Origin of the sequence: Rhodococcus sp. 06-418-5, assembly GCF_002258285.1 — a bacterium.
Classification (GTDB): Bacteria; Actinomycetota; Actinomycetes; order Mycobacteriales; family Mycobacteriaceae; genus Rhodococcoides.
In genome coordinates this window covers 396,801-417,814 of the sequence record NZ_NOYE01000031.1, presented here as the reverse complement: position 1 = coordinate 417,814, position 21,014 = coordinate 396,801, and the positions used below count along the sequence as shown (strand labels likewise).

Below are 21,014 nucleotides of genomic sequence, written 5' to 3'. Positions count from 1 at the left end.
CAGTCAATAGTATTGACAGAATCGTCAGCCATGAGGAAGAGTCAGGCCGTCGACCAGCGCAGACAGAAGTAGGGACCATGACCGAAACCCCGAATCGACTCGAGCGCCGTAAGGCCCGCACACGCGGAGCGTTGATCGAAGCGGCGCAGGGCTTCATCGCCCGCGGCGAACTGAACGCGCCGATCGCAGAGATCACCCAGGCCGCCGACGTGGGTATGGGGTCGTTCTACAACCACTTCGTCAGTCGAGAGCAGCTGTTCCAGTCGGCGGTCGACGGTGCCCTGGAGTTGCTGGGCGGCTATCTCGATTCGCTGACCGATGTCGACGCCGACCCCGCCGAGGCGTTCACTCGATCGTTTCGAATCTCCGGCCGACTCTTTCGCCTGCAACCAGAACTCAGCCGCGTGCTCATCCACTCCGGTCCCGAGTTGATCACCTCGCAGCACGGTCTCGGTCCACGTGCGGCGAGGGACATCGTCGCCGGAGTCGATGCGGGGTACTTCCGGGTCGAGGACATACAGCTGTCCTTGGCTCTGGTGGCAGGCGCATTGCTCGGTCTGGGCCAGCTACTGCTCGAGCAACCTGATCGTGACGACAACGAGGCCGTGGATCGAATGGCGTACAGCGTGCTGCTCGCGCTGGGAATGTCCGACGCCGATGCGCGTGACCTGTGCGCCCGGCCGCTCCCGCCGATGAGTGACGTTCCCAGCGTGGACGGTGAGAGCGCATAGCCCACGCGCCTGCGGAACGTCAGCGTGAGTGTGTCTCCTCCAGATCCCGGATGATCTGCGCAACCGGACGGTCCCGGACGAGCCTGCGTTCCAGAATCGGGTTGAGCATTCCCCGGAACCAGAAGTACGGAGTCCACACGGCAGGGGCGATCAATCGTGCCCGACGGGTCTGGACCGCGTGTACGAGCAACTCGGCGGCTCGCTGAGACGGCAGGCGTCGGCTCAGCGGCCACGGAAGAAATCCTCCGATTCGCCGACCGATCGGGTCGTCGTCGAGGGTGTGCCGTGCCAGATCGGTGTCTACCACTCCGAAGTACGCGAGACCGGCCGATGCGCCGACGGCAGCAAGTTCGATGCGCAGAGCGCGGCCCAGCTGTTCCACGGCCGCCTTGCTCACCATGTACGCGGACCCACCCATCCCGGGAGTGAATGCAGCGCAGGACGATACGAGCAGTATGTGCCCGCCGCTCGCGACGATCTCGTCGGCGGCAGCCCGCACGATGTTGAGGACGCCGCCGAAGTTCACCGCCATCACCGAGTCGAAGACGGCGCGGTCGATCGACCTGATGGTGGCCGGCGGCGGGGTGATCCCGGCGTTGGCGATCACGATGTCGAGGCGGCCGAACCTGTCGATCGTTGCCGCGACGCAGTCCGCCATCGCTGCCGGATCGGTGACGTCACCGACGAGCAGAAGTGTCCTTTCCGTACCGGTCGGATCCGCGGGAAAATCTCGATCCACCACCGCGACAGACGCTCCCGCCGCGCGCAATCTCTCGACCGTCGCGGCTCCGATTCCACGCGCTCCGCCGGTGACCAGTGCCACCTTTCCCGCGGGTTCGATGGTGCCGCTCATGCGAGCTCCTTGCTGGTCGCGAGCAGTGGATCTACCTCGGAAAGCGCACTGCGGCAGTGATAATGGCGTAGTTCGATGGTGGACATACGCCGGGTGAAGTTGCGTACCGAACCGGGCCAGTACGTCACGTTGCGTCCGGACGGGCTCAGGTAGTAGCTGCTGCATCCTCCCGAGTTCCACACCGATCCCGCGAGACGCTCGTCGGTGTGATCCGCGAATTCGATCTGTGCCCGCATGCTGACCTCGAGCGCCACCAGTGCGTTGTCGTCCATCGCGCGCAGTGCCGCAAGGATGTAGTTCACCTGAGCCTCGATGGTGACCACCTGGGAGGTGTACACCACCGAGTTGGGGCCGAGCAGCATGAAGAAATTCGGGAAGCCGTGCACCGTGGTGCCCCGGTACGACGACATTTCCCCGTCTGGCCAGTGGTCCGCCAACGACTTTCCGTCACGACCGACGATCCGCCGGAAGCCGGTGTGGCCGGACACGGTGAATCCCGTCCCGAGGACGATGGCATCGACCTGGTGCACGGTCCCGTCGGTGGTGACGATGCCCTCGGGCACGATCCGCGCGATGCTCGTGGTTTCGACGGTGACGTTCTCTCGGCACAGGGCGGGGTAGAACTTGTTCGAGAACGTCGGTCGCTTGCAACCGAATTCGTAACCAGGTGTGAGCTTCTCGCGAAGTGCAGGGTCCTTCACCTGACGACGGAGATGTGCGCGCCCCAATGCCGTGAGCGGTGCGAGCAACGATCGATGGCCGATGAGTCCGGGAACCAACGCTTCCTGGAACAGATCGAACGTGCGGCGCATCGCCCGCTGGGCCCGGGGGAACTTCCTGAGCAGGGACCTGCCGGATTCGGAGATCGGCCGGTCGGGATGCGGAAGGATCCACGTCGGTGTCCGCTGGAACAGTGTCAGGTGCGCGGCCTCGGGGGCCAGACGCGGAACGAACTGCACCGCGGATGCTCCGGTGCCGATGACGGCGAGGCGTCGGCCCTGGGCGGAGTGCTGATGGTCCCACTTCGCCGAGTGGAACACGGTGCCCGAGAACGATTCCAGTCCTTCGATGTCGGGAGTTGCCGGTTCACTGAACGGGCCGAGTGCTCCGATGAGGATGCGTGCAGACCATGTTCCCTCGCTCGTCCGCACCACCCACTGGGCCTGTTCGTCGTTCCACGTCGCGTCGAGTACCTCGTGCCCGAAACGGATGCGATCGCGGATACCGAAACGATCGGTGCAATCGTTGAGATACGCCTCGATCTCGGGCTGAAGTGGGTAGAGCCGCGTCCAGTCGGGGTTGGGTGCGAACGAGAACGAATACAGCGCCGACGGAATATCGCACTGAGCACCGGGATAGGTGTTCACGTGCCACGTTCCACCGACCGCCGTATCGCGCTCGAAGATCAGAAAGTCGCTGAAGCCTTCCTGCTCGAGCCTGATCGCGGCCCCGAGGCCACCGAAGCCCGCGCCGATGATCGCGACGTCGGTGTGCGGTACGGGCGTGGCACTGTCGAATGGTGTTGCAGGCATGAGGGTATGGGCTCCTTCTACAGATCGAGGACGAGAGCTTCGCCGTCGACGGCAGCGCGCGAGACACACAGGGTGAGTGAGTTCTCGCGTTCGGACGGGCTCAGGACGCGATCTCGGTGCTCGACGCGTCCGGCGACGAGACCGACGACGCACGCTCCGCAGAAGCCTTGCCGACACGAGAACGGCTGATCCGGCCTGGACCGGCGGAGTGCGTCGAGAGCGGTCTCCTGCGCACCGACCTCGATGGTGTCTCCCGAGCGATCGAGCTGTAACACGAACGGCATGCCGTCGACCACCGCTGCAGGCGCGAACAACTCGGTGTGGAATTCACGAACGGCCGTACTGGCGAGGGACTCGTCGCGGAGTCTGCCCGACAGCGCCGCGGGCCCGCAGACGTACATCGCGGAGTTGCCCATCCCGAGATCGACGATGTCCTCCGGAACCGGAAACCCGTCGACATCATCGGTTTTGACGATCACATGCCCGCGCGAGGTCAGTGCCAACTGCTGCAGTAGGGCAACGAACGGCAGACTCGCCCGAGAGCGACCGTGGTAGTACAGCGTCCACCGCGCCCCGTCCCGGACGGCGCGTTCGATCATCGCCCGGATGGGGGTGATGCCGATTCCGGCGGCCACGAAGAGGTAATGCTCGGCCTCCGCCATCGGAAAGGCATTGCGGGGACCTCGAACTCGCAGGACAGCGCCGCGGGAGAGCGCGTGGATCTCGGTGGACGCTCTACCGCCGGGGATCTTGCGGACGCTGATGCGGTAGCGATCACCTGACCCGGGTCGACCGGCGAGTGAGTACTGCCGCACCGAACCGGACGGAGTGGTGACGTCGATGTGCGCTCCGGGTTGCCATGTCGGTAGTGGTGCACCGTCCCTGCGCGAGAGCAGCAGCGAGCGAACGTCCTCGGCCTCGTCGATCGTATCGTCGACGACGGTCTCGAATTCGTATCCGACGCTTCGTCGGGGCCGCGCCGGAGACAGGGCCGTCACGATCGGCGAATCGGTGACGAGCCTGGCGTAGAAACGGGACGCGGCACCGATGGCGCGAAGTCCCCGTCCCGGTGCCGTCACGGTGATCTCGCCGAGATGGCTGTGCACCGGAGGCACTGTGGTCGTCACTGCTGGGCCGCCAGCGCCGCGGGGGAGACTGCCAGGTACTGCACGGCCTTGTCGATGTCGCCCATCTTCGAGGGGTGGAAGCCGGGACGGATGTACAGGGCGAGCTGCACGAACAGGAACGACAGGCCCGGTATCAGGTGCTTGCGTGACGCTCGTGCGAACGCGATCGGCCACGGGGCGCGCAGCCGCCGCGTACCGGTTCGTGGCGTGGCGACCGAATTCCGGTACAGGTACGCGGCGGTACTGAACCACAGCACGGCCAACCCAGCGCTGGCGATCACCGCGGTTCGGGCGCGGCGGAATGCGCCACCGTCGACGTACTGGAACGCATCGAATGCGACATTGCGGTGTTCGAGTTCTTCCGCTCCGTGCCAACGCAGCAGATCCAGCATCGTCGGGTCGACGCCGATGCGGTCGAATTCGGCATTGTCGAGCAGCCACTCGCCTACCACTGCGGTGAAATGCTCTGCTGCTGCATAGATTCCGAGGCGCTCGTTCAGCCATGCCTTGCCTGCGCGGCCGGTGAGGCCGTGATCGCCGAACACCACACCCACGGCGAAGCGGATGCGCTGCAGAATCGGTTCGATGTCCACTCCGTGCGCGACGAGGTAGGTGCGGAAGCTTTCGTGGGAGGACGCGTGCGTGGCTTCCTGGCCGACGAATCCCACGACTTCCTCGTGCAGTCTGCGGTCGTCGATGTACGGCAGCGCGCGGGCGAACACGTCCGCCATCGCTCGTTCTCCCTCGGGCAGAACCAGGTGCATCACGTTCCAGAAGTGGGTGGCGTACCACTCGTGGGGGATGTACTGGAGTGGAACTCCGGACCAGTCGAATGTCACCGCGCGCGCCACTATCGCGTAGGACTCGTCCGTGTACTGCTCGTCCGAGTCGCCCGCCTTGTTCCGAGACATTCGAAACTCCGTTTCTTCGAGATCGTGCTGCTGCTGCCAGCGATGCTACATAGCAACATATTATGTTGCAATGTTGCACCGAATAGACGGTGGACGGCCGATAGGATCGAGCGATGCATCCAGATGGGGACGACGGGCCGATTCTCGATGCCGCCTTGGAACTGTTCGGTGAGGTCGGAATTCCTCGAACCACCATCGGCGACGTCGCGAAGCGCGCCAAGATCAATCGCGTGACCGTCTATCGCCGCATCGGATCGAAGGACGAACTCGTTCGGGCCGTCATGGCGCGGGAGTCGTCGCGGCTGTTCGCGGCGGTGGCAGCTGCGGCTGCCGAACAGAGGTCACGTGCGGATCGGGCGGCACACGGATTCGCCACGACCATCGACTCGGTGCGAACGAACCCTGTGTTCTTGAAGATGTTCGACTCCGAGAGCTCGCTGGTGCTCGAGCAATTGACCACCAACGCATCGGCACTGCTCGTGACCGCGATCAACGCTGCCACGCACATCACCAGGGGTGAACTGGAATCGGACACCTTCGCCGTGCCGGACGCACCGGAAATTGTTGTGCGCGTGGTCCATTCGATCCTACTGACACCCTCGGCCGCCGCCCCGCTCGATACCTACGACGAGCTGCTCGCGTTCGCGCACCGCAGCATCGTGCCGCTTCTCGTAGGTCTCGACTAGCGGTATCCGGGCTCAACCTCGCGGCGCGTACGAGTCGAGCACGCGCAGCAGGGCGTCCTTCAGTTCGGTCCGATTGCCACCCGGCGTCGGCCTGGCGATCTCGTGCAGGGTGTAGCCGTCGATCAGGGCCAGGAAATGTCGAGCCGGTAGGTGTGGTTCGGCGATCCCGAATGCCCCCAACGCCGCTTCGGCCGCCTCCTCGATCATCCGCATGATTCGATGCACCGAGTCCGCCAACTCGGGCCGTCTGCGCACGGCGAGGTATGCCTCGAACTGGACGAGGGAGTCGTCGTCCTCGGGGGAGGAGAGCAGCGAGACGAGGTCCATGATCGCGTCGGCGAGATCGTCGCGAGTGAGACCGCCTGCGTTCGCGACGTCGAGTAGAGCCGTGACCTTCGCCGTCACGTTCTCGGCGATACGAGTGATTGCGGCATCGATGAGTTCGCCGACCGAGCCGAAGAAATAGCTGGTGGTCGACGGCGGGAAGCCGGCGGTTTCGGCCACGGACCGAAACGAGACGCGTTCGAGTCCGCGTGTTCCGATCACGCCGATGGCCGCGTCGACCAGCGCGTCGCGGCGCTCCCGGCCGCGCGCGTATCGAGTCTTCCGGCGCTCTTCGGTCATGGCTGCAACGTTAGTCGGAGTGCTGTCTTCCACCCCCACCGCTGTGCTCTCCAGCAGGCACTTTTCGTCAATCCTGGCCGGATGGCCAATATTGAGTTACTGTCGCCGCTACCCCGAACAGCCCGGAAAGGAGCACCCATGACCGAGATGTCGCAGGCCCCGCACGTGGACGTAGTGGTCGTCGGCGCAGGACTCGCGGGTCTGACCGCCGCCAGGGAACTGACGGCCGCAGGATTGACCGTGCGGGTCCTCGAGGCCAGGAACCGGGTGGGTGGGCGCACGGTCAACCACGCACTCGGTGAGAACTCGGTCGTCGAGACCGGCGGGCAGTTCGTGGGTCCGACGCAGGACCATATCCTCCGCCTGGCCGCATCGGTGGGCGTCGGGACGTTCCCCGCGTACGACACCGGATCGAGCATGTACGTCAAGAACGGAAACGCTCGACGCTTCGATGGCGGGGTGCCGCCGGATCTGGCGGCACTACCCGATGTCGGTGTGCTCGTGGCGCGAATCGATCGGGCTGCCAAGCAGATTCCCGTCGACCGACCGTGGTCGGCACCCCGAGCACGCGAGTGGGACACCCAGACTCTCGCCACCTGGGCCCGGAGGCACTCGGCCACCGCCGGTGGGGTGGAACTGCTCGACATCCTGCTCGGTTCGGTGTTCGGTGGCACGTCCGCCGACGCATCGGCGCTCTTCGGCCTGGCGTACGTAGCCGGGGCGGGAAACGAGTACACCCCCGGCACCGTCGATCGGTTGATGAGTGTCGCCGGTGGAGCACAACAGTGGAGATTCCTCGGTGGCTCACAGGCGATCTGCATCGAAATTGCGAAGCAGCTCGGTGACGCCGTCCGGCTCGACACCCCGGTTCGACGTGTGGAGCAGTATCCGGATCGCGTGGTGGTGTGCAGCGACACCGACTCATGGATCGCTCGATCGGCGGTCGTCGCGATTCCGCCCGTTCTGGTCACCCGAATCGACTGGAGCCCCGCGCTTCCCGCACCGCAGGAGGCGTTGTTCCAGCGAATGAACTTCGGCGGCCTGGCCAAGTGCGAGGCCGTGTACCCCGAACCGTTCTGGCGCGCGAGCGGGCTCTCCGGCCAGGCGCTCTTTCGCGACAGCGACGTACCGGTGTCCTCGATGTTCGACAACTCACCACCCGACGGAAGCCAGGGAGTGCTGATGGGATTCGTCGGCACCTGGGGTGCACGCCACCGCGGCGGCCGGAACTGGTCGGACGGCACCGACGCCGAACGACGCGGCGAGGTGCTGCGCGCCTTCGCTTCCGCCGTCGGGCCGCGCGCACTCGAACCGACGGAATGGATCGAGCTCGACTGGACGCGCGAGCACTGGACCCGCGGCGGGCCCACCGCCGTGCTTGCCCCCGGAGTGCTGACCGAACTCGGCCGGTGGCGAGACACTGCGTTCGGCCGAGTGCAGTGGGCAGGAGCCGAACACTCCGACTACTGGAACGGGTACATGGACGGGGCCGTGCGATCGGGTGAAAACGCAGCAGCAGCAATACTTTCGACCGAAGGAGAACTCTCGTGGAACAACGCTTCGTAGTCTCGGCCCATCGCACCCTCTCGGTGAGCCCCGAGGAAGTGTGGGCATTGACCGCCGACACCGGTCGGTACGCGGAGTGGGTCACCGACGTCCGGTCGGTCATCGCTCATCATGGCACCGCACGCACAGGTGGTGTGTACACGGAGGAGGTGGCGACGCTCGGCCGCTTCACCACTCACGCCACATGGACCGTCCGGGAGCTGGAACCGAACCGACTGCGAATCGATTCGGGTCAGGGTTTCGCGCCACTCGTCAACGTGGCGAACGTCTTTCGCTTCGCGCCGCTCGCCGGCGGGACCTCCACCGCGATGACCTTCGAATTCTGGTTCGATGTTGCAGCGAGCTGGATGGGGCGTGTGGTGCGGTCCATCGCGACCGCCGGGATGTCCGCACGATTCGATGTCTCGATGTGCAACCTCGAGGCGCTGATCCTCTCCGAGCGAACCGCGACGATCCGATGAGAGCACCGGCGGAGGTCCTCACCCTGGGGGTGCACATACTCGACACCCTGGTGCGTCCGGTGTCCGAGATTCCCGACGGTCAGGCGGCGGTCCTGGCGGAGCAGATCGCGATGTCGGCCGCGGGTACGGCCGCGGGAACGGCACTGGTGCTGTCCCGACTGGGTGCCGCGGTACACACCGCGGGAGTGGTCGGTGGTGATTCGGCAGGCACGTTCCTACTGCAGCTCCTCATCGACGACGGAGTGGACGTCTCCCTCGTTCACCGCATGGACGGGGTCCAGACCTCGGCATCGGTACTGCCGATCAGGCCGGACGGATCCCGGCCGGCTCTGCACGTGATCGGAGCCAACGGCTATCTGGCTCAGCATGTTCCGTGGAACATGTTTCACAACGTCGACTTCCTGCATCTCGGGGGGCCCGAGTTCTACGGACCGGACACCGCGCGCGACATCGCACGCCGCGCCCACGAGGACGGTGTCGTCGTCACCGTGGACAGCCTGGCCCCGTCCGTTCCGGAAGGGCTCGGTGCGTTCGCGGCCGCGCTGCCCCATGTGGACTACCTGTTGCCCAACGACGAGCAGGTCCTCGGCTGGACCGGCTGCGCCACTGTCGAGGACGGGTGTCGTCGACTGCTCGAGCTCGGAGCGTCCTGCGTGGTGGCCACCGCGGGCGCGTCGCCCACCCTCGTCGTCACGACCGACAGTGTCGTCGAGGTCCCCGCGTTCTCCGTGGACGTGGTGGACACCAGTGGATGCGGAGATGCGTTCTCGGCCGGGTTCGTTCGCGGCCTGTCCCTGAGCATGAACGTCGTCGAGGCAGCCGAACTCGGCAATGCGACCGCGGCTCAGGTTGCGCAGGGACTCGGTACTGATTTCGGCACCTACGACCTCGAGTACGTTCGGACGTTCGCACGCACCTGCCGGACCGTCTGATGTCGGTCGAGGTGGAGGAGCTACGGCAGTCCGTCGCCGAGACCGCCCGGCAACTGGGCCGCAAGGGCCTGGTTCTCGGCACCGCAGGCAACGTCAGCGCACGCGCGGGTGATGTGGTGGCGGTGACGGCGACCGGGCTGGTGTTGGCGGACGCGACGATCGAGGACGTCACACTCGTCGGTACGGACGGAATCGTCCGCGCAGGACCAGGTGAACCGACCTCGGAACTGGGTCTGCACCTCGGCATCTACGCGTCGTCCGAGGTTCGTGCCGTCGTGCATGCGCATTCCTCGGCGGCCGTTGCACTGTCGCTCGTCGCGGACGAACTGCCGCCCGTTCACTACGCGCAGCTGGCCCTCGGCGGCAGGGTTCCGGTGGTGCCGTTCGCGCCGTTCGGTACGGCGGAGCTCGCCGACCTGGTGGTGACTGCGATGCGCTCGAGGTCGGCGGTGATCATGGCCCATCACGGATCGGTGGCCACCGGTCACGATCTCGCGGCCGCACTGTCGAACATCGAACTGCTCGAATGGCTGTGCGGGGTGTATCTGTCCGCTGCCGCAGTGTCGACGCCACGCGCCATGACCGACGCGCAGTTGGCGGCGACCCTCGACGAGGTGGTGCGACGGTCGTACGGCACCACCGCGCGGCGCGCAGCGGACTGACCGATCACCGACGGTGACGGAGCCCGAGCAGGCGGTCGATCAGCCGCATGACCCAGCGCTTGCGGTGGAGCGTCACCAGCTCGAATCCGGGGATGTCGAACAGCTTCGTGACGCGGCTGTGAGTGCGGCAGAACTCGGCGAACCCCTCGTCGCCGTGTACCCGCCCGAAGCCGCTGGCACCGACACCGCCCATCGGAACAGATCCCATTCCGGCGAACGCGATCACCGAATTGACGGTAACCTGACCGCACACCAGCTGCGCCGCAATCTTTTTGCCCTGCCTGCGGGAGAACACCGAAGCGCCGAGAGCGTACCGATGATCGTTGCTCAGCTCGATCGCCTCGTCGATGCTGTCGACCTCACGGACGGTGACCGTGGGGCCGAAGGTCTCCTCGCGAACGGCCGAGCAGCTCTCGGGGGTGTCCACCAACACGGTGGGCCCGACGAATCGCTCGCCGATCGAGGACAGTCCGCCGATCAGTGCTCGACCACCCGCCGCCTCGGCGTCGGCGAGATGGCGTCGAACGATGTCGATCTGGCCGGGCATCGTCATCGGCCCGTAGGTGGCCGAGGCATCACCACCGGGCCGGATGGAGCGCGCATGCTGCACGAGAGCGCCGGTGAATTGTGCTGCGACACTCCGCTCCACGTACACCCGCTCGACTCCGACGCACGTCTGCCCGCTGTTGCCGAATGCTCCCCAGGCCACCGCCTCGGCTGCTGCCGCGATGTCCGCGTCCGCAGCGATGATCACCGGATCCTTGCCGCCGCATTCCACGACCACCGGGGTGAGCGTCTCGGCGCACGTGGCCATGATCTTCGAGCCGGTTCTCGTCGAGCCCGTGAACGCGATCTTGTCCACACCCGATCGGCACAGTGCGGCACCCGTCTCGCCGTATCCGGTGACGAGCGACAGAATGCCCAGTGGCAGAGACGGATTGGCTTCGTGGAACGCGCGGACGTATCGGGCCGCTACCGCGGGGGTGTATTCGCTCGGCTTGAACACCACGCAGTTACCTGCTGCCAGCGCCGAACCGATCGCACTGTTGGGTGCATACAGGGGGTAGTTCCACGGACCGATGACGCCCACGACACCGAGTGCCACCGTCTCCACGTGAGCGGAGTAGTTCGCGAGCAGCAACCCGGGGCCGACTTGGCGCGACCGCATGAGCTTCGGTGCCTGCTTCTCCGCCCACGCGATGTGCTCGAGGGTCAGTACGATCTCGAGCAGTGCATCGTCGGCGGGTTTGCCGTTCTCGCGGTGAATGAGATCGACGAATTCGGTTCGATGACTCCAGATTTCGTGTCGCCAGGCCCGCAGGTGTCGGGCGCGAGAACGTGGCGGCAGCGAGGCCCATGTGCGCTGTGTCTTTCGCGCGAGTCCGACCGTCCGCGCGACGGACTCCGCCCCATCGACGGGGAACGAGGCGACCGGACCGTCGTCGATGGGGGAGAAGGAATCGAACGTGGTTCGCGCCTGGACCTGGCTGGTCACAGGGACGCTCCGAGCGCGTCCTTCGCCACGTGGGCGTCCCGCAGTTCGCGCTTGAGGATCTTTCCCGCGCCGCTCATGGGCAGTGCGGTGACGAACTCGATGGTGCGCGGGGTCTTGTATCCGGCAACGTAGCTGCGGGTGTGATCGCGAAGTTCTTCGACAGTCGGCGAGGTGCCATCGGCCAACACGACACAGGCGTGGACGCGCTCGCCCCATTCGCCGTCGGGCACACCGATCACGGCGCAGGCCAGGACGGCGGGATGGCGGCTCAGTGCGCTCTCGACCTCTGCGCTGTAGACGTTCTCGCCGCCGGTGATGATCATGTCCTTGAGTCGATCGACGACGAACAGGAATCCGTCGGCGTCGAGGTAGCCCACATCGCCGGTGTGCATCCAACCGTCGCGAACGGCCGCGGCGGTCTCGTCCGGCTTGTTCCAGTAGCCCAGCATCACGTGTCCACCGCGAACACAGATCTCGCCGACGGATCCGGTGGCCAACTGCTCGTCGTCGGGGCCGAGAATCTGGATCTCCGAGTGCGGGGCCGCGCGACCGGCCGAGCCGATGCGTTCTCCCACATGGTGTTCCGGCCAGAGCAGCGATGCGACCGGTGCGAGCTCGGTCATGCCGTAGGCCTGAGTGAGACGGGCCTGCGGGAGGCGTGCCAGGGTGCGCTCGAGGACGCCTGCGGAGATCGAGGATCCTCCGTACAGCACACGACTGAGCGAGGAGGTGTCGAACTCGCTCAATGCGGGGTGGTCGACCAGAAGCTGAATCATCGTCGGCACCAACAACACGTCGGTAATCGAATGCTCGGCGATCGCGCCGAGGACGGCGGTCGGCTCGAAGAACGGAACCATGACGTGGGTACCGCCGAGCATGACCTGCCCCACCCATGCGGCCAGATCGGCGAGGTGGAACATCGGAGCGGCATGGAGCAGGATCGATGCGTCGTCGAGCAGCTGTCCGGTCGCCACCGTTCCCAGGCCGGAGGTGACGAGGTTCGTGTGCGAGAGCATGACGCCCTTGGGGAAGCCGGTGGTGCCGCCGGTGTAGAAGAGTCCTGCGAGTGCGTCGCCGCTACGGCGGGCGTCGGGGACGGGATCGTGGGACGAGACCAGGTCCTCGTACGAGACCATGCCCTCGGGGGTGGTGCCGTCTCCGCAGTAGACGATGGTCTGCAGGCCGGCACATGCCGGGCGCAGTGCCGGGACCATCGCACCGAAGGTGTCGTCGACCAGCAGGACCTTGGTGTCGGAGTCGTTGAGTGCGTACGCGACCTCCACGGGCGACCATCGGATGTTCACGGGGTTGAGCACGGCGTCGGCCCACGGCACCGCGAGCAGGTACTCCGAGTAGCGGTCGCTGTTGAACGCCAGCATCGCAACTCGATCGCCGGACTCGACGCCGATGGAGTGCAGGCCTGCCGCCAGTCGTGCCACTCTGTCGATCTGTTCGGCGAAGGTACGAACGCGATCGCCGAACACCGTCGCTGCGCGGTTCGGAGTCGTTGCGGCGGAGCGATGCAGGCCTTGGGTGAGATACATGTCGAGTCCCTTGTGCGAGAGGGGGCGAGGGCGCCCGGGTGAATACCGTCACAGTTCCACCTTGTTGGCACTGTGTCAATAGTGGAGGTGTAGGGCGACCCGGCTGGCGATTCCGCGAAAACGGTTGTCTTGCTAACGTTCCCGAGCGTCGTCGAAGGAACGTGCGGTTGCGAGAACGGTGACGAGCACATCCGTCAGCAGAGTCTCGACCTGCTCGCGCGTCAGTGTGCCGCGCACCAACCACTCGCGGCCCGCTGCCTTGACCATGCCGCCGAACGCGCGCACCGCAGACGTCGCGATGCGACGGTCACCGCCTCTGCCCTCGAATGCCGTTGCGTCGAGCACGCGTTCGGCAGCCAGATCGTCGGCCTCGTCGAGAATCTGCGCCACCTGTTCGTCCACACCCGAACCGCTCGCCATCGACACCCACGCCGTGCCGTGTGTCTCGATCACCCCCACCAGCCAGTGCACACTGCCACGGGCCCGCTCCTCGAGTGAGCCCGTGGGCAGATGTACGTCCTCGATCGGCGGCACGGTGACCAGGAAGCGAACGCTCTCGAGGTACAGATCGCGTTTGCTGCCGATGTAGTGGTGAATGAGCCCGCGGGCGACGCCGGCCGAGGCGGCGACGTCCGACATCGACACCTCGGCGTACGGCTTGTCGCCGAACAACCGAACGGCGCTGGCCAGGATCTGTGTCCGACGCTCGTCCGGTTCGAGTCGATTCCACTTGGGTGTACTTGCAGCCGGCATGGTTCTCATGATCGCACCGAGCCGACTCCGTGAGGCGTCAGAGGTACCGCTCGGTGCGCGAGCGCAGTGACCTCGGTACGACGAACCGATCGCCATACCGTGCCCGCAGCTCGTCGGCTCGATGTACGAACCCCTGCGGCCCGCCGTCGAACTGATCGACGAACTGCAGCACCCCGCCGGTCCAGGCGGGATAGCCGATGCCGAGGATGGAGCCGATGTTCGCATCGGCGACCGTGCGTAGAACTCCCTCGTCCAGGCATGCGACCGAGTCCAGGGACTGTGCGATCAACATGCGATCCATCATGTCCTCGAACGGAATTCCGTGATCGGGGCGGTGGTAGTGCTCCGCCAGGCCCGGCCACAGCCCCGCCTTGGTGCCGTCCTCGGCGTACTCGTAGAAGCCGCGACCGCCCTTGCGGCCGGGCCGATCGAACTCGTCGACCAATCGATCGACCAGAGCATACGAATTCGACACGATCCACGGTCGACCCTCGGCGCGGGCGGCCTGCGCCATGCCCTCGCGGATGTGCCTGGACAGGGTCAACGAGATCTCGTCCATGAGAGCCAACGCACCGGACGGGTAGCCCGCCTGGAGAGCGGCCTGCTCGACGGTGGCGGGGTGCACGCCCTCCGCGACCAGCGAGATCGCCTCGTCCATGAACCGGCCGATGACGCGAGTGGTGAAGAAGCCGTGACTGTCTCCGACGACGATCGGCGTCTTGCCGATCAGACGGACGAAGTCGAATGCGCGGGCCAGAGTGGAATCACTGGTGTGTTCTCCCACAACGATTTCCACCAACGGCATCTTGTCCACCGGAGAGAAGAAGTGCGTGCCGATGAAGTCCGAGGTGCGCGAGACTCCCGTCGACAGCTCGGTGATGGGCAGGGTCGAGGTGTTCGAGCACAGCAGTGCGTCGGCGGTCAGATACTTCTCGACGGCCTCGAACGCGCCCTGCTTGACGGCGGGATCCTCGAACACGGCCTCGACGACCAGATCGCATCCCTCGGCATCGGCCGCGTCGGAACTGGGTGTGATCAGCGCGAGCACCGCATCGGCGTCGGCCTGGGTCGTGCGCCCCGTCGCGACGGCCTTGCCGAGAATCGAACGCGCGTAATCCTTTCCACGCTCGGCGGATTCGATCGAGACATCACGCAGTACGACGGGGACCGTGGCCGACGCGACGACGTAGGCGATGGCGGCACCCATCATCCCGGCACCGATCACCAGCACCTTCTCGGGTACCCGGTGCGGTTCGGCGCTCGGACGAGAGCCGCCCTTGTTGATGGATCCGAGATCGAAGAACATCGATTGGATCAGATTGCCCGAGACCGGACCGCAGGCGAGTGCCGTGCAGTGTCGGGTTTCCACGATCGACGCCGACTCGAAGTCGAGCACCGACCCTTCCACCGCGGCAGCAACCACCGCGATGGGAGCGGGCATGGGTGCACCCTTGACCTGCTTGCGTACCGTGGCCGCGAAGGCAGGCAGCTGCGCAGCCAACGCGGGTGAGGCCGCAGTGCCGCCGGGAATCTCGAACCCCTTCCTGTCCCAGGGCTGTACTGCAACGGGATTGGCGACGATCCAGGCACGTGCGTTCGCCATCATCTCCTCGTGGGTGTCGACGACCTCGTCGATCAGTCCGATCTCGAGTGCCTTGGCCGGCCGGTAGCGCTGTCCCTGGCCCACCACCTGGGTCAATGCGCCGACGATTCCGAACATCCGCACCGTTCGGGTGACTCCGCCCGTGCCAGGGAGCAGACCGAGGGTCACCTCGGGAAGGCCGAAGCGAGAGTTGCTTCTGTTCACTGCAATTCGGTGATGACAAGCCAGCGCGATCTCGAAGCCGCCACCGAGCGCGGTGCCGCCGAGTGCAGCGACGACGGGCTTGCCCAGCTTCTCGAGCCGACGGAACTTGTCCTTGGTGAAGTCGAGGGCATCGGCGATGCGTGCATGGTCTGCGGGGCCCGCGTCGCGCAACAACTCGAGGTCACCACCGGAGAAGAACGAATCCTTTCCCGAGGCGACGATGATGCCGTCGTAGTCATCGACGTTGGCTTCGAGCCAGTCGACGGTCCGGCCGAGCGATTCACCGAACGCGGTGTTCATGGTGTTGGTCGACTGCGTCGGGTCGTCGATCGTCACCACGAGTACGCGGTCGGTCCCGATCTCGCCGGTGATCGTGGACGTCGTCAGTGCAGTAGAGGTATTCATCGTGTCCTCGGGTCGTTGTTCGAGCGCGGGGGTGGTCATAGGCGCTCGATGATGGTGGCGACGCCCATTCCGGCACCGATGCAGAGCGTGATCAGCGCATAGCGCTCGCCCCGGCGCTCGAGCTCGTCGAGAGCCATTCCGGTGAGCATCGCTCCCGTTGCGCCCAGTGGGTGGCCCATCGCGATCGCGCCGCCGTTGACGTTGATGCGCTCGTGGTCGATGTCCAGCTTCTTCGCGTAGTTGAGCACCACCGAAGCGAATGCCTCGTTGACCTCGAACACCGCGATGTCGTCGAGACCGAGTCCCGCCGCGGCCAACACCTTGTGGGTGGCCGGAATCGGGCCGGTGAGCATCAGCGTCGGGTCCGATCCGGCGACGACCCCGGCCACGACGCGTCCGCGTGGGGTCAATCCGCCTGCGCGACCGGCCTCTTCGGAGCCGATGAGAACCATCGCGGTGCCGTCGACGATTCCGGAGGAGTTACCGGCGTGGTGTACGTGATCGATGCGCTCGACCTCGGTGTACTTCTGCATCGCGACGGCGTCGAACCCGGCGAGCGAACCCATCTGTGCGAACGATGCCGTCAGGGCGGCGAGATCGGCAGTGGTGGTCTCGGGTCGCATGATCTCGTCGTGATCGAGCATCAGCCGGCCGTTGGCGTCGAAGACGGGGATGATCGACTTCTCGAAGTGACCCATCGACCAGGCATGCGCCGCTCGTTGCTGGCTACGTACCGCGTAGGCGTCGACCTCGTCCCGATCGAACCCCTCGATCGTCGCGATGAGATCTGCGCTGACTCCCTGTGGGACGAAGTAGTTGCCGTAGTTGGTCAGCGGGTCGCACGGCCACGCGCCGCCATCCGCCCCGAGCGGCACACGAGACATCGATTCGACGCCACCGGCGACGATGAGCCGATCCCATCCGGACCGAACACGTTGCGCCGCAGTGTTGACGGCCTCGAGCCCCGATCCGCAGAAGCGGTTGAGCTGAACGCCGGCCACGCTGTCCGGTAGGCCGGCCGCCATCGCGACGGTTCGGGCGATGTCGCAGCCTTGATCGGCGACTGGGGTGACGACACCGAGCACGACGTCGTCGATCAGGGCCGGATCGAGCTGGGAGTGTCGAGAGAGCAACGTGGACAACGTGTTCGCGGCCAGATCGACCGGCTTGACGGTGTGCAGTGAGCCGGAGTTCTTGCCGCGACCACGTGGACTGCGCACTGCGTCGTAGAGGAATGCCTCCATGATGGTGCCTTTCTGGGGGCTACAGAATTACCGAGTTCTACAAGGAACGGGAAATGAGGTCTTTCATGACTTCGTTGGCACCGGCGTAGATGCGGGCGATGCGTCCGTCGACGAACATGCGGGCGATGGGGTATTCCTCCATGTAGCCGTACCCACCGAAGAGCTGCAGGCACCGGTCGACCACCTCGAACTGTCGGTCGGTGGTCCAGTATTTGACCATTGCGGCCGTGGTGACGTCGAGTGTGCCCGAAATATGCTGTGCCATGGCGTCGTCGACGAAGGTGCGCACGACGCGGCCGATGGTGGCGCATTCGGCGAGCTCGAACTTGGTGTTCTGCAGATCGAACAGTGTCTTGCCGAACGCGGTGCGCGACTTGGTGTACTCGACGGTCTGCGCGACGGCGGCGTCGATCATCGCAGCGGCGGCGATGCCGCAGATCAAACGCTCCTGGGGGAGTTGCTGCATCAACTGTGCGAAGCCGCGACCCTCATGACTTTCCTGGTCGTTCCTGCCGGCTCCACTCCCGCCCGCGAGCAGATTCGAGGCGGGAATGCGAAGACCGTCGAAGGTGAGTTCGGCTGTGTCCTGGCCCTTCTGGCCGATCTTGTGCAGCACGCGTCCGCGGTGAAAACCTTCGGTGTCATCGGAGACCTCGGCGACGAGCAATGACAGTCCCCGGGCTCCCGCGGACGGATCGGTCTTGGCGGCGATGATGAGCAGATCGCAGTGAGCTCCGTTGGAGATGAACGTCTTTCCGCCGGTCACCACGTAGTCGTCGCCGTCACGCACGGCGCGGGTTGTAATGCCTTGCAGGTCCGATCCGGTGCCCGGTTCGGTCATGGCGATGGCACCGATCCACTCGCCCGAGCACAGTTTCGGCAGCCACCGCTGCTTCTTCTCCTCGGACGCGTAGGCCAGGATGTAATGCGGAACGATGCCGCTGTGCACGCCGAGCTGCATGGCCGAGTCGCCGGCGCGGACCTGTTCTTCGAATAGCACTGCCTCGTGGCGGAAGTCGCCGCCGCCTCCGCCGTATTGCTCGGGTACCGACATGCCGAGCAGCCCGAGGCTGCCTGCGGTGCGGTAGACCTCGCGGCTGGGGCGTCCGGCCGCCGCGAATTCCTCCCGGTGCGGTGCGACCTCTTTCTCGAAGAATCCTCGGGCGAGCTGGCGCACGTCGGCGAACTCGGTGGCGAGGTCGTCGGTGGAGCGGTCTGCGAGTGCAGTCATGGGGGGTCCTTGGCTCGAAGCGCGACTGTAGTTTATTGGCGCTGTGCCAATAATGATGGCGCGACGATGTCGTGGATGTCAACCAATGGGTGTTGCCCGAGCTGCCGAACTCGAAGTTGTGGACGGATTCCGGTCAGAATTCATCCATGACTTCGAGCTCGGCGGGGAGTTCTCTAGCCGTCGACCGATCGCAGTAGCGCGACGTCCGAGACGAGTCGGATGTGGTCGGCCATTGCCCGGCCCGCCTCGGCCGGATCCTGATTGCGCACGGCCTCGGCGATGCGTCGGTGATGCTCGAGCGAGGCCTGGGGGCGGTCGGACTGCGACAGTGACTCGATGCGGGTCTCGCGAATCAGCTCGGCGATCTCGCCCATCAGGCGAGCGAGCAGCGGTGAGTGCGCGGCCTCGGTGATGGCGTGATGGAAGAGCTCGTCGCCGGAGTCTCCGCGATCGCCGTCGGTGATCTCGGTGGCCATCACGGACACCGCGTGGTCGATGGCTGCCATCTCGTCGTCGCTGCGCCGCGTTGCGGCCAGTTCGGCAAGCTTGACCTCGAGTGCCTCGCGGGCTTCGATCACCTCGGGCAGTCGATCGGCGTGCTCGCGCAAGGCGCGAATTGCCATGTCGCCCACGGGTCGTCGGACGAGTACCGCCCCATCGCCGTGGCGCACGGCGAGGATGCCCTGCACCTCGAGTGCAACGAGGGCCTGACTCAGCGACGCTCTGCTGACTCCCAGGTGGCCGGCGAGTTCGCGCTCGGGTGGAAGTCGATCGCCGGGGTTCATGTCGCGATCGGCGATGTGCTTGCACAGCTGCTCGACGATGACCTCGTACAGCCGTGGTCGGGTCACGGGGCGAATTTGCTCAGCCACTGTGTCACTCGCTCTCTGTTCCTCTGGACCTCCACCCTAGCCGCCACCCACGTGGTAACGGCAGACACATTCGGGGTTGACAAGTGATCCAGTTCACTGATTGAGTCCTTAATGACTCAGTGGCCAGTCCAATTAGCCACTGAAGATCTCGGGCAACCGCTCGGGTGACACCACAGACGGACCGGAGACCTTCGATGTCGACCGAGTTGATACCCATCCTTGCGCTCGTCGTCATGTTCCTCGCCGCAACCGTGTTCCCCGTGAACATGGGTGCGTTGGGGTTCGTGGCGGCGTTCTTCGTCGGAACACTTGCCGTGGGCATGGGGGCCGACGACATCATTGCCGGCTTCCCGAGCAGTCTCTTCCTCACGCTCGTCGGCATCACCTACCTGTTCGCCATCGCGCAGAACAACGGCACGGTCGACCTGCTGGTCCGCGGAGCCGTTCGACTCGTCGGTGGCAGGGTGGCGCTCATCCCCTGGGTGATGTTCGGCATCACCGGCGTCCTGACCTCCATCGGGGCGCTCGGGCCTGCCGCGGTGGCCATCGTGGCCCCGATCGCGCTCGGCTTTGCCGCGCGCTACAAGATCAACGCGCTGCTCATGGGCATGATGGTCATCCACGGCGCGCAGGCGGGCGGATTCTCGCCCATCAGCATCTACGGCGTCACGGTCAACAACATCGCCGCCAACGCAGGACTCGTCAACAGTCCGCTCACACTCTTCCTCGGCAGCCTGTTCTTCAACGCCGCGATCGGTGCGCTGCTGTTCATGTTCCTCGGTGGCCGCTCCCTCATCGGACGCAGCGTGCACGACGAGGACGGCAGTCGTCCCGACGGCGACTCGGGCGGCGTCGGCGGCTCGGGTTCTCGGACGGTCATGCGCGGCTTCGGCTCCTCGACGCCTCGTCCGTCCGGTCAGACGGTCACGGTCGAGAATGCACCGCCCTTGGCCACCGCGGTCAAGGCCATCACCTTCGATCAGATTCTCACGCTCGTCGGCCTGGCCTCGCTGGCCCTGTTCGCCCTCGTGCTCGATCTCGACGTCGGCTTCATCGCGATGACGGTGGCCGTGGTTCTCGCTCTCGCATCGCCCAAGGCGCAAAAGGGTGCGATCAACCAGATCAGTTGGTCGACGGTTCTGCTCATCGGCGGCGTACTCACGTTCGTCGGGGTCCTGCAGGAAGCCGGAACTGTCGAATACGTCGGCGATTCGGTCGCGAGCATCGGTATCCCGCTCCTGGTGGCGCTGCTGCTCTGCTACATCGGTGCCATCGTCTCGGCCTTCGCGTCGTCCACCGCGATCCTCGGCGTCACCATCCCGCTGGCCGTCCCGTTCCTGCTCGCGGGTGAAGTAGGCGCTATCGGAGTCATCGTGGCCCTGTCCATCGCCTCGACCATCGTCGATGTCAGCCCGTTCTCCACCAATGGAGCCCTGGTGCTCGCCAACGCCCAGGACATCGACCGAGATGTGTTCTACAAGCAGATCCTCAAGTACAGCGCTCTGGTTGTGGTCATCGGTCCACTGGTCGCCTGGGGATTGCTGGTGGTACCCGGCTGGATGTAGCTCGACAGTAGCT

The 21,014-nt window shown here is 65.5% G+C and carries 19 protein-coding genes; 7 read left to right on the top strand and 12 right to left on the bottom strand.

The features are described 5' to 3' along the window. The first annotated feature begins 77 nt into the window (after nucleotides 1-77). Entirely contained in the window at nucleotides 78-731 is a 654-nt protein-coding gene (locus CH274_RS23315) for a TetR/AcrR family transcriptional regulator (RefSeq protein ID WP_032395478.1), read from the top strand. A gap of 19 nt (nucleotides 732-750) precedes the next feature. On the opposite strand, the gene CH274_RS23310 is transcribed toward CH274_RS23315, so the two are convergent. Genes CH274_RS23310 through CH274_RS23295 form a run of 4 tightly spaced genes read right to left on the bottom strand, consistent with a single transcriptional unit; the run spans nucleotide 751 to nucleotide 5,154 of the window. Beyond that, nucleotides 751-1,584 carry an SDR family NAD(P)-dependent oxidoreductase gene (locus CH274_RS23310; RefSeq protein ID WP_094659058.1) on the bottom strand — a complete coding sequence of 278 codons (834 nt, stop codon included), beginning with the start codon at nucleotides 1,582-1,584 and terminating at the stop codon, nucleotides 751-753. Continuing rightward, nucleotides 1,581-3,116 (bottom strand): flavin-containing monooxygenase, encoded by a 1,536-nt coding sequence (locus CH274_RS23305; protein ID WP_094659057.1) that lies wholly within the window; start codon nucleotides 3,114-3,116, stop codon nucleotides 1,581-1,583. Before CH274_RS23305 ends, CH274_RS23310 begins: the two co-directional genes overlap by 4 nt. A gap of 17 nt (nucleotides 3,117-3,133) precedes the next feature. After that, entirely contained in the window at nucleotides 3,134-4,222 is a 1,089-nt protein-coding gene (locus tag CH274_RS23300) for a PDR/VanB family oxidoreductase (protein ID WP_256988169.1), read from the bottom strand. Between the two features lie 17 nt (nucleotides 4,223-4,239). Then, nucleotides 4,240-5,154 carry a metal-dependent hydrolase gene (locus CH274_RS23295; RefSeq protein ID WP_032395475.1) on the bottom strand — a complete coding sequence of 305 codons (915 nt, stop codon included), beginning with the start codon at nucleotides 5,152-5,154 and terminating at the stop codon, nucleotides 4,240-4,242. 113 nt (nucleotides 5,155-5,267) lie between these two features. Between CH274_RS23295 and CH274_RS23290 the strand changes: the two genes are divergently transcribed. Beyond that, nucleotides 5,268-5,840, top strand: coding sequence for a TetR/AcrR family transcriptional regulator (locus CH274_RS23290; RefSeq protein ID WP_094659056.1), 573 nt, complete (start codon nucleotides 5,268-5,270; stop codon nucleotides 5,838-5,840). 12 nt (nucleotides 5,841-5,852) lie between these two features. Here CH274_RS23290 and CH274_RS23285 read toward each other — a convergent pair whose 3' ends face one another. After that, the gene (locus tag CH274_RS23285) at nucleotides 5,853-6,464 is read right to left on the bottom strand and encodes a TetR/AcrR family transcriptional regulator (RefSeq protein WP_094631932.1); all 612 of its coding nucleotides are present in this window, start codon (nucleotides 6,462-6,464) and stop codon (nucleotides 5,853-5,855) included. Between the two features lie 138 nt (nucleotides 6,465-6,602). Between CH274_RS23285 and CH274_RS23280 the strand changes: the two genes are divergently transcribed. Genes CH274_RS23280 through CH274_RS23265 form a run of 4 tightly spaced genes read left to right on the top strand, consistent with a single transcriptional unit; the run spans nucleotide 6,603 to nucleotide 10,085 of the window. Continuing rightward, nucleotides 6,603-8,030, top strand: coding sequence for a flavin monoamine oxidase family protein (locus tag CH274_RS23280; protein WP_094659055.1), 1,428 nt, complete (start codon nucleotides 6,603-6,605; stop codon nucleotides 8,028-8,030). Beyond that, entirely contained in the window at nucleotides 8,012-8,491 is a 480-nt protein-coding gene (locus tag CH274_RS23275; RefSeq protein WP_094659054.1) for an SRPBCC family protein, read from the top strand. The genes CH274_RS23280 and CH274_RS23275 overlap by 19 nt, the downstream gene beginning before the upstream one ends. Further along, nucleotides 8,488-9,423, top strand: coding sequence for a carbohydrate kinase family protein (locus CH274_RS23270; protein WP_094659053.1), 936 nt, complete (start codon nucleotides 8,488-8,490; stop codon nucleotides 9,421-9,423). The genes CH274_RS23275 and CH274_RS23270 overlap by 4 nt, the downstream gene beginning before the upstream one ends. Continuing rightward, nucleotides 9,423-10,085: a class II aldolase/adducin family protein gene (locus CH274_RS23265; RefSeq protein WP_094659052.1), complete on the top strand. Its 663-nt coding sequence runs from the start codon at nucleotides 9,423-9,425 to the stop codon at nucleotides 10,083-10,085. Before CH274_RS23270 ends, CH274_RS23265 begins: the two co-directional genes overlap by 1 nt. Before the next feature lie 4 nt (nucleotides 10,086-10,089). On the opposite strand, the gene CH274_RS23260 is transcribed toward CH274_RS23265, so the two are convergent. From CH274_RS23260 to CH274_RS23230, 7 genes are all read right to left on the bottom strand, one after another. Next, nucleotides 10,090-11,580 carry an aldehyde dehydrogenase family protein gene (locus tag CH274_RS23260; protein ID WP_094659051.1) on the bottom strand — a complete coding sequence of 497 codons (1,491 nt, stop codon included), beginning with the start codon at nucleotides 11,578-11,580 and terminating at the stop codon, nucleotides 10,090-10,092. Continuing rightward, the gene (locus tag CH274_RS23255) at nucleotides 11,577-13,124 is read right to left on the bottom strand and encodes an acyl-CoA synthetase (protein WP_094659050.1); all 1,548 of its coding nucleotides are present in this window, start codon (nucleotides 13,122-13,124) and stop codon (nucleotides 11,577-11,579) included. Before CH274_RS23255 ends, CH274_RS23260 begins: the two co-directional genes overlap by 4 nt. Nucleotides 13,125-13,256: 132 nt before the next feature. Further along, nucleotides 13,257-13,886: a TetR/AcrR family transcriptional regulator gene (locus tag CH274_RS23250; RefSeq protein WP_306436613.1), complete on the bottom strand. Its 630-nt coding sequence runs from the start codon at nucleotides 13,884-13,886 to the stop codon at nucleotides 13,257-13,259. A 28-nt stretch (nucleotides 13,887-13,914) separates the two neighbouring features. Beyond that, complete coding sequence (locus tag CH274_RS23245) at nucleotides 13,915-16,089, bottom strand: 3-hydroxyacyl-CoA dehydrogenase NAD-binding domain-containing protein (RefSeq protein ID WP_094659166.1); 2,175 nt, start codon at nucleotides 16,087-16,089, stop codon at nucleotides 13,915-13,917. Nucleotides 16,090-16,124: 35 nt separating this feature from the next. Next, a complete protein-coding gene (locus tag CH274_RS23240; RefSeq protein WP_094659049.1) occupies nucleotides 16,125-17,333 on the bottom strand; it encodes an acetyl-CoA C-acetyltransferase in 1,209 nt (402 codons plus the stop codon). 37 nt (nucleotides 17,334-17,370) lie between these two features. Continuing rightward, nucleotides 17,371-18,564 (bottom strand): acyl-CoA dehydrogenase family protein, encoded by a 1,194-nt coding sequence (locus CH274_RS23235; protein ID WP_094659048.1) that lies wholly within the window; start codon nucleotides 18,562-18,564, stop codon nucleotides 17,371-17,373. 173 nt (nucleotides 18,565-18,737) lie between these two features. Beyond that, complete coding sequence (locus tag CH274_RS23230) at nucleotides 18,738-19,436, bottom strand: FadR/GntR family transcriptional regulator (RefSeq protein WP_045198123.1); 699 nt, start codon at nucleotides 19,434-19,436, stop codon at nucleotides 18,738-18,740. A gap of 194 nt (nucleotides 19,437-19,630) precedes the next feature. Between CH274_RS23230 and CH274_RS23225 the strand changes: the two genes are divergently transcribed. Beyond that, nucleotides 19,631-21,001, top strand: a complete 1,371-nt coding sequence (locus CH274_RS23225) for an SLC13 family permease (protein ID WP_094646516.1) — start codon at nucleotides 19,631-19,633, stop codon at nucleotides 20,999-21,001. Nucleotides 21,002-21,014: the final 13 nt, after the last annotated feature.

Bases quoted from the DNA above. Each gene is read 5' to 3' on its own strand.
- CH274_RS23250 (WP_306436613.1), bottom strand. From the start codon at position 13,886: ATGAGAACCATGCCGGCTGCAAGTACACCCAAGTGGAATCGACTCGAA.
- CH274_RS23225 (WP_094646516.1), top strand. From the start codon at position 19,631: ATGTCGACCGAGTTGATACCCATCCTTGCGCTCGTCGTCATGTTCCTC.
- CH274_RS23235 (WP_094659048.1), bottom strand. From the start codon at position 18,564: ATGACTGCACTCGCAGACCGCTCCACCGACGACCTCGCCACCGAGTTC.
- CH274_RS23270 (WP_094659053.1), top strand. From the start codon at position 8,488: ATGAGAGCACCGGCGGAGGTCCTCACCCTGGGGGTGCACATACTCGAC.
- CH274_RS23280 (WP_094659055.1), top strand. From the start codon at position 6,603: ATGACCGAGATGTCGCAGGCCCCGCACGTGGACGTAGTGGTCGTCGGC.
- CH274_RS23240 (WP_094659049.1), bottom strand. From the start codon at position 17,333: ATGGAGGCATTCCTCTACGACGCAGTGCGCAGTCCACGTGGTCGCGGC.
- CH274_RS23305 (WP_094659057.1), bottom strand. From the start codon at position 3,116: ATGCCTGCAACACCATTCGACAGTGCCACGCCCGTACCGCACACCGAC.
- CH274_RS23295 (WP_032395475.1), bottom strand. From the start codon at position 5,154: ATGTCTCGGAACAAGGCGGGCGACTCGGACGAGCAGTACACGGACGAG.
- CH274_RS23290 (WP_094659056.1), top strand. From the start codon at position 5,268: ATGCATCCAGATGGGGACGACGGGCCGATTCTCGATGCCGCCTTGGAA.
- CH274_RS23245 (WP_094659166.1), bottom strand. From the start codon at position 16,089: ATGAATACCTCTACTGCACTGACGACGTCCACGATCACCGGCGAGATC.
- CH274_RS23255 (WP_094659050.1), bottom strand. From the start codon at position 13,124: ATGTATCTCACCCAAGGCCTGCATCGCTCCGCCGCAACGACTCCGAAC.
- CH274_RS23315 (WP_032395478.1), top strand. From the start codon at position 78: ATGACCGAAACCCCGAATCGACTCGAGCGCCGTAAGGCCCGCACACGC.
- CH274_RS23310 (WP_094659058.1), bottom strand. From the start codon at position 1,584: ATGAGCGGCACCATCGAACCCGCGGGAAAGGTGGCACTGGTCACCGGC.
- CH274_RS23285 (WP_094631932.1), bottom strand. From the start codon at position 6,464: ATGACCGAAGAGCGCCGGAAGACTCGATACGCGCGCGGCCGGGAGCGC.
- CH274_RS23265 (WP_094659052.1), top strand. From the start codon at position 9,423: ATGTCGGTCGAGGTGGAGGAGCTACGGCAGTCCGTCGCCGAGACCGCC.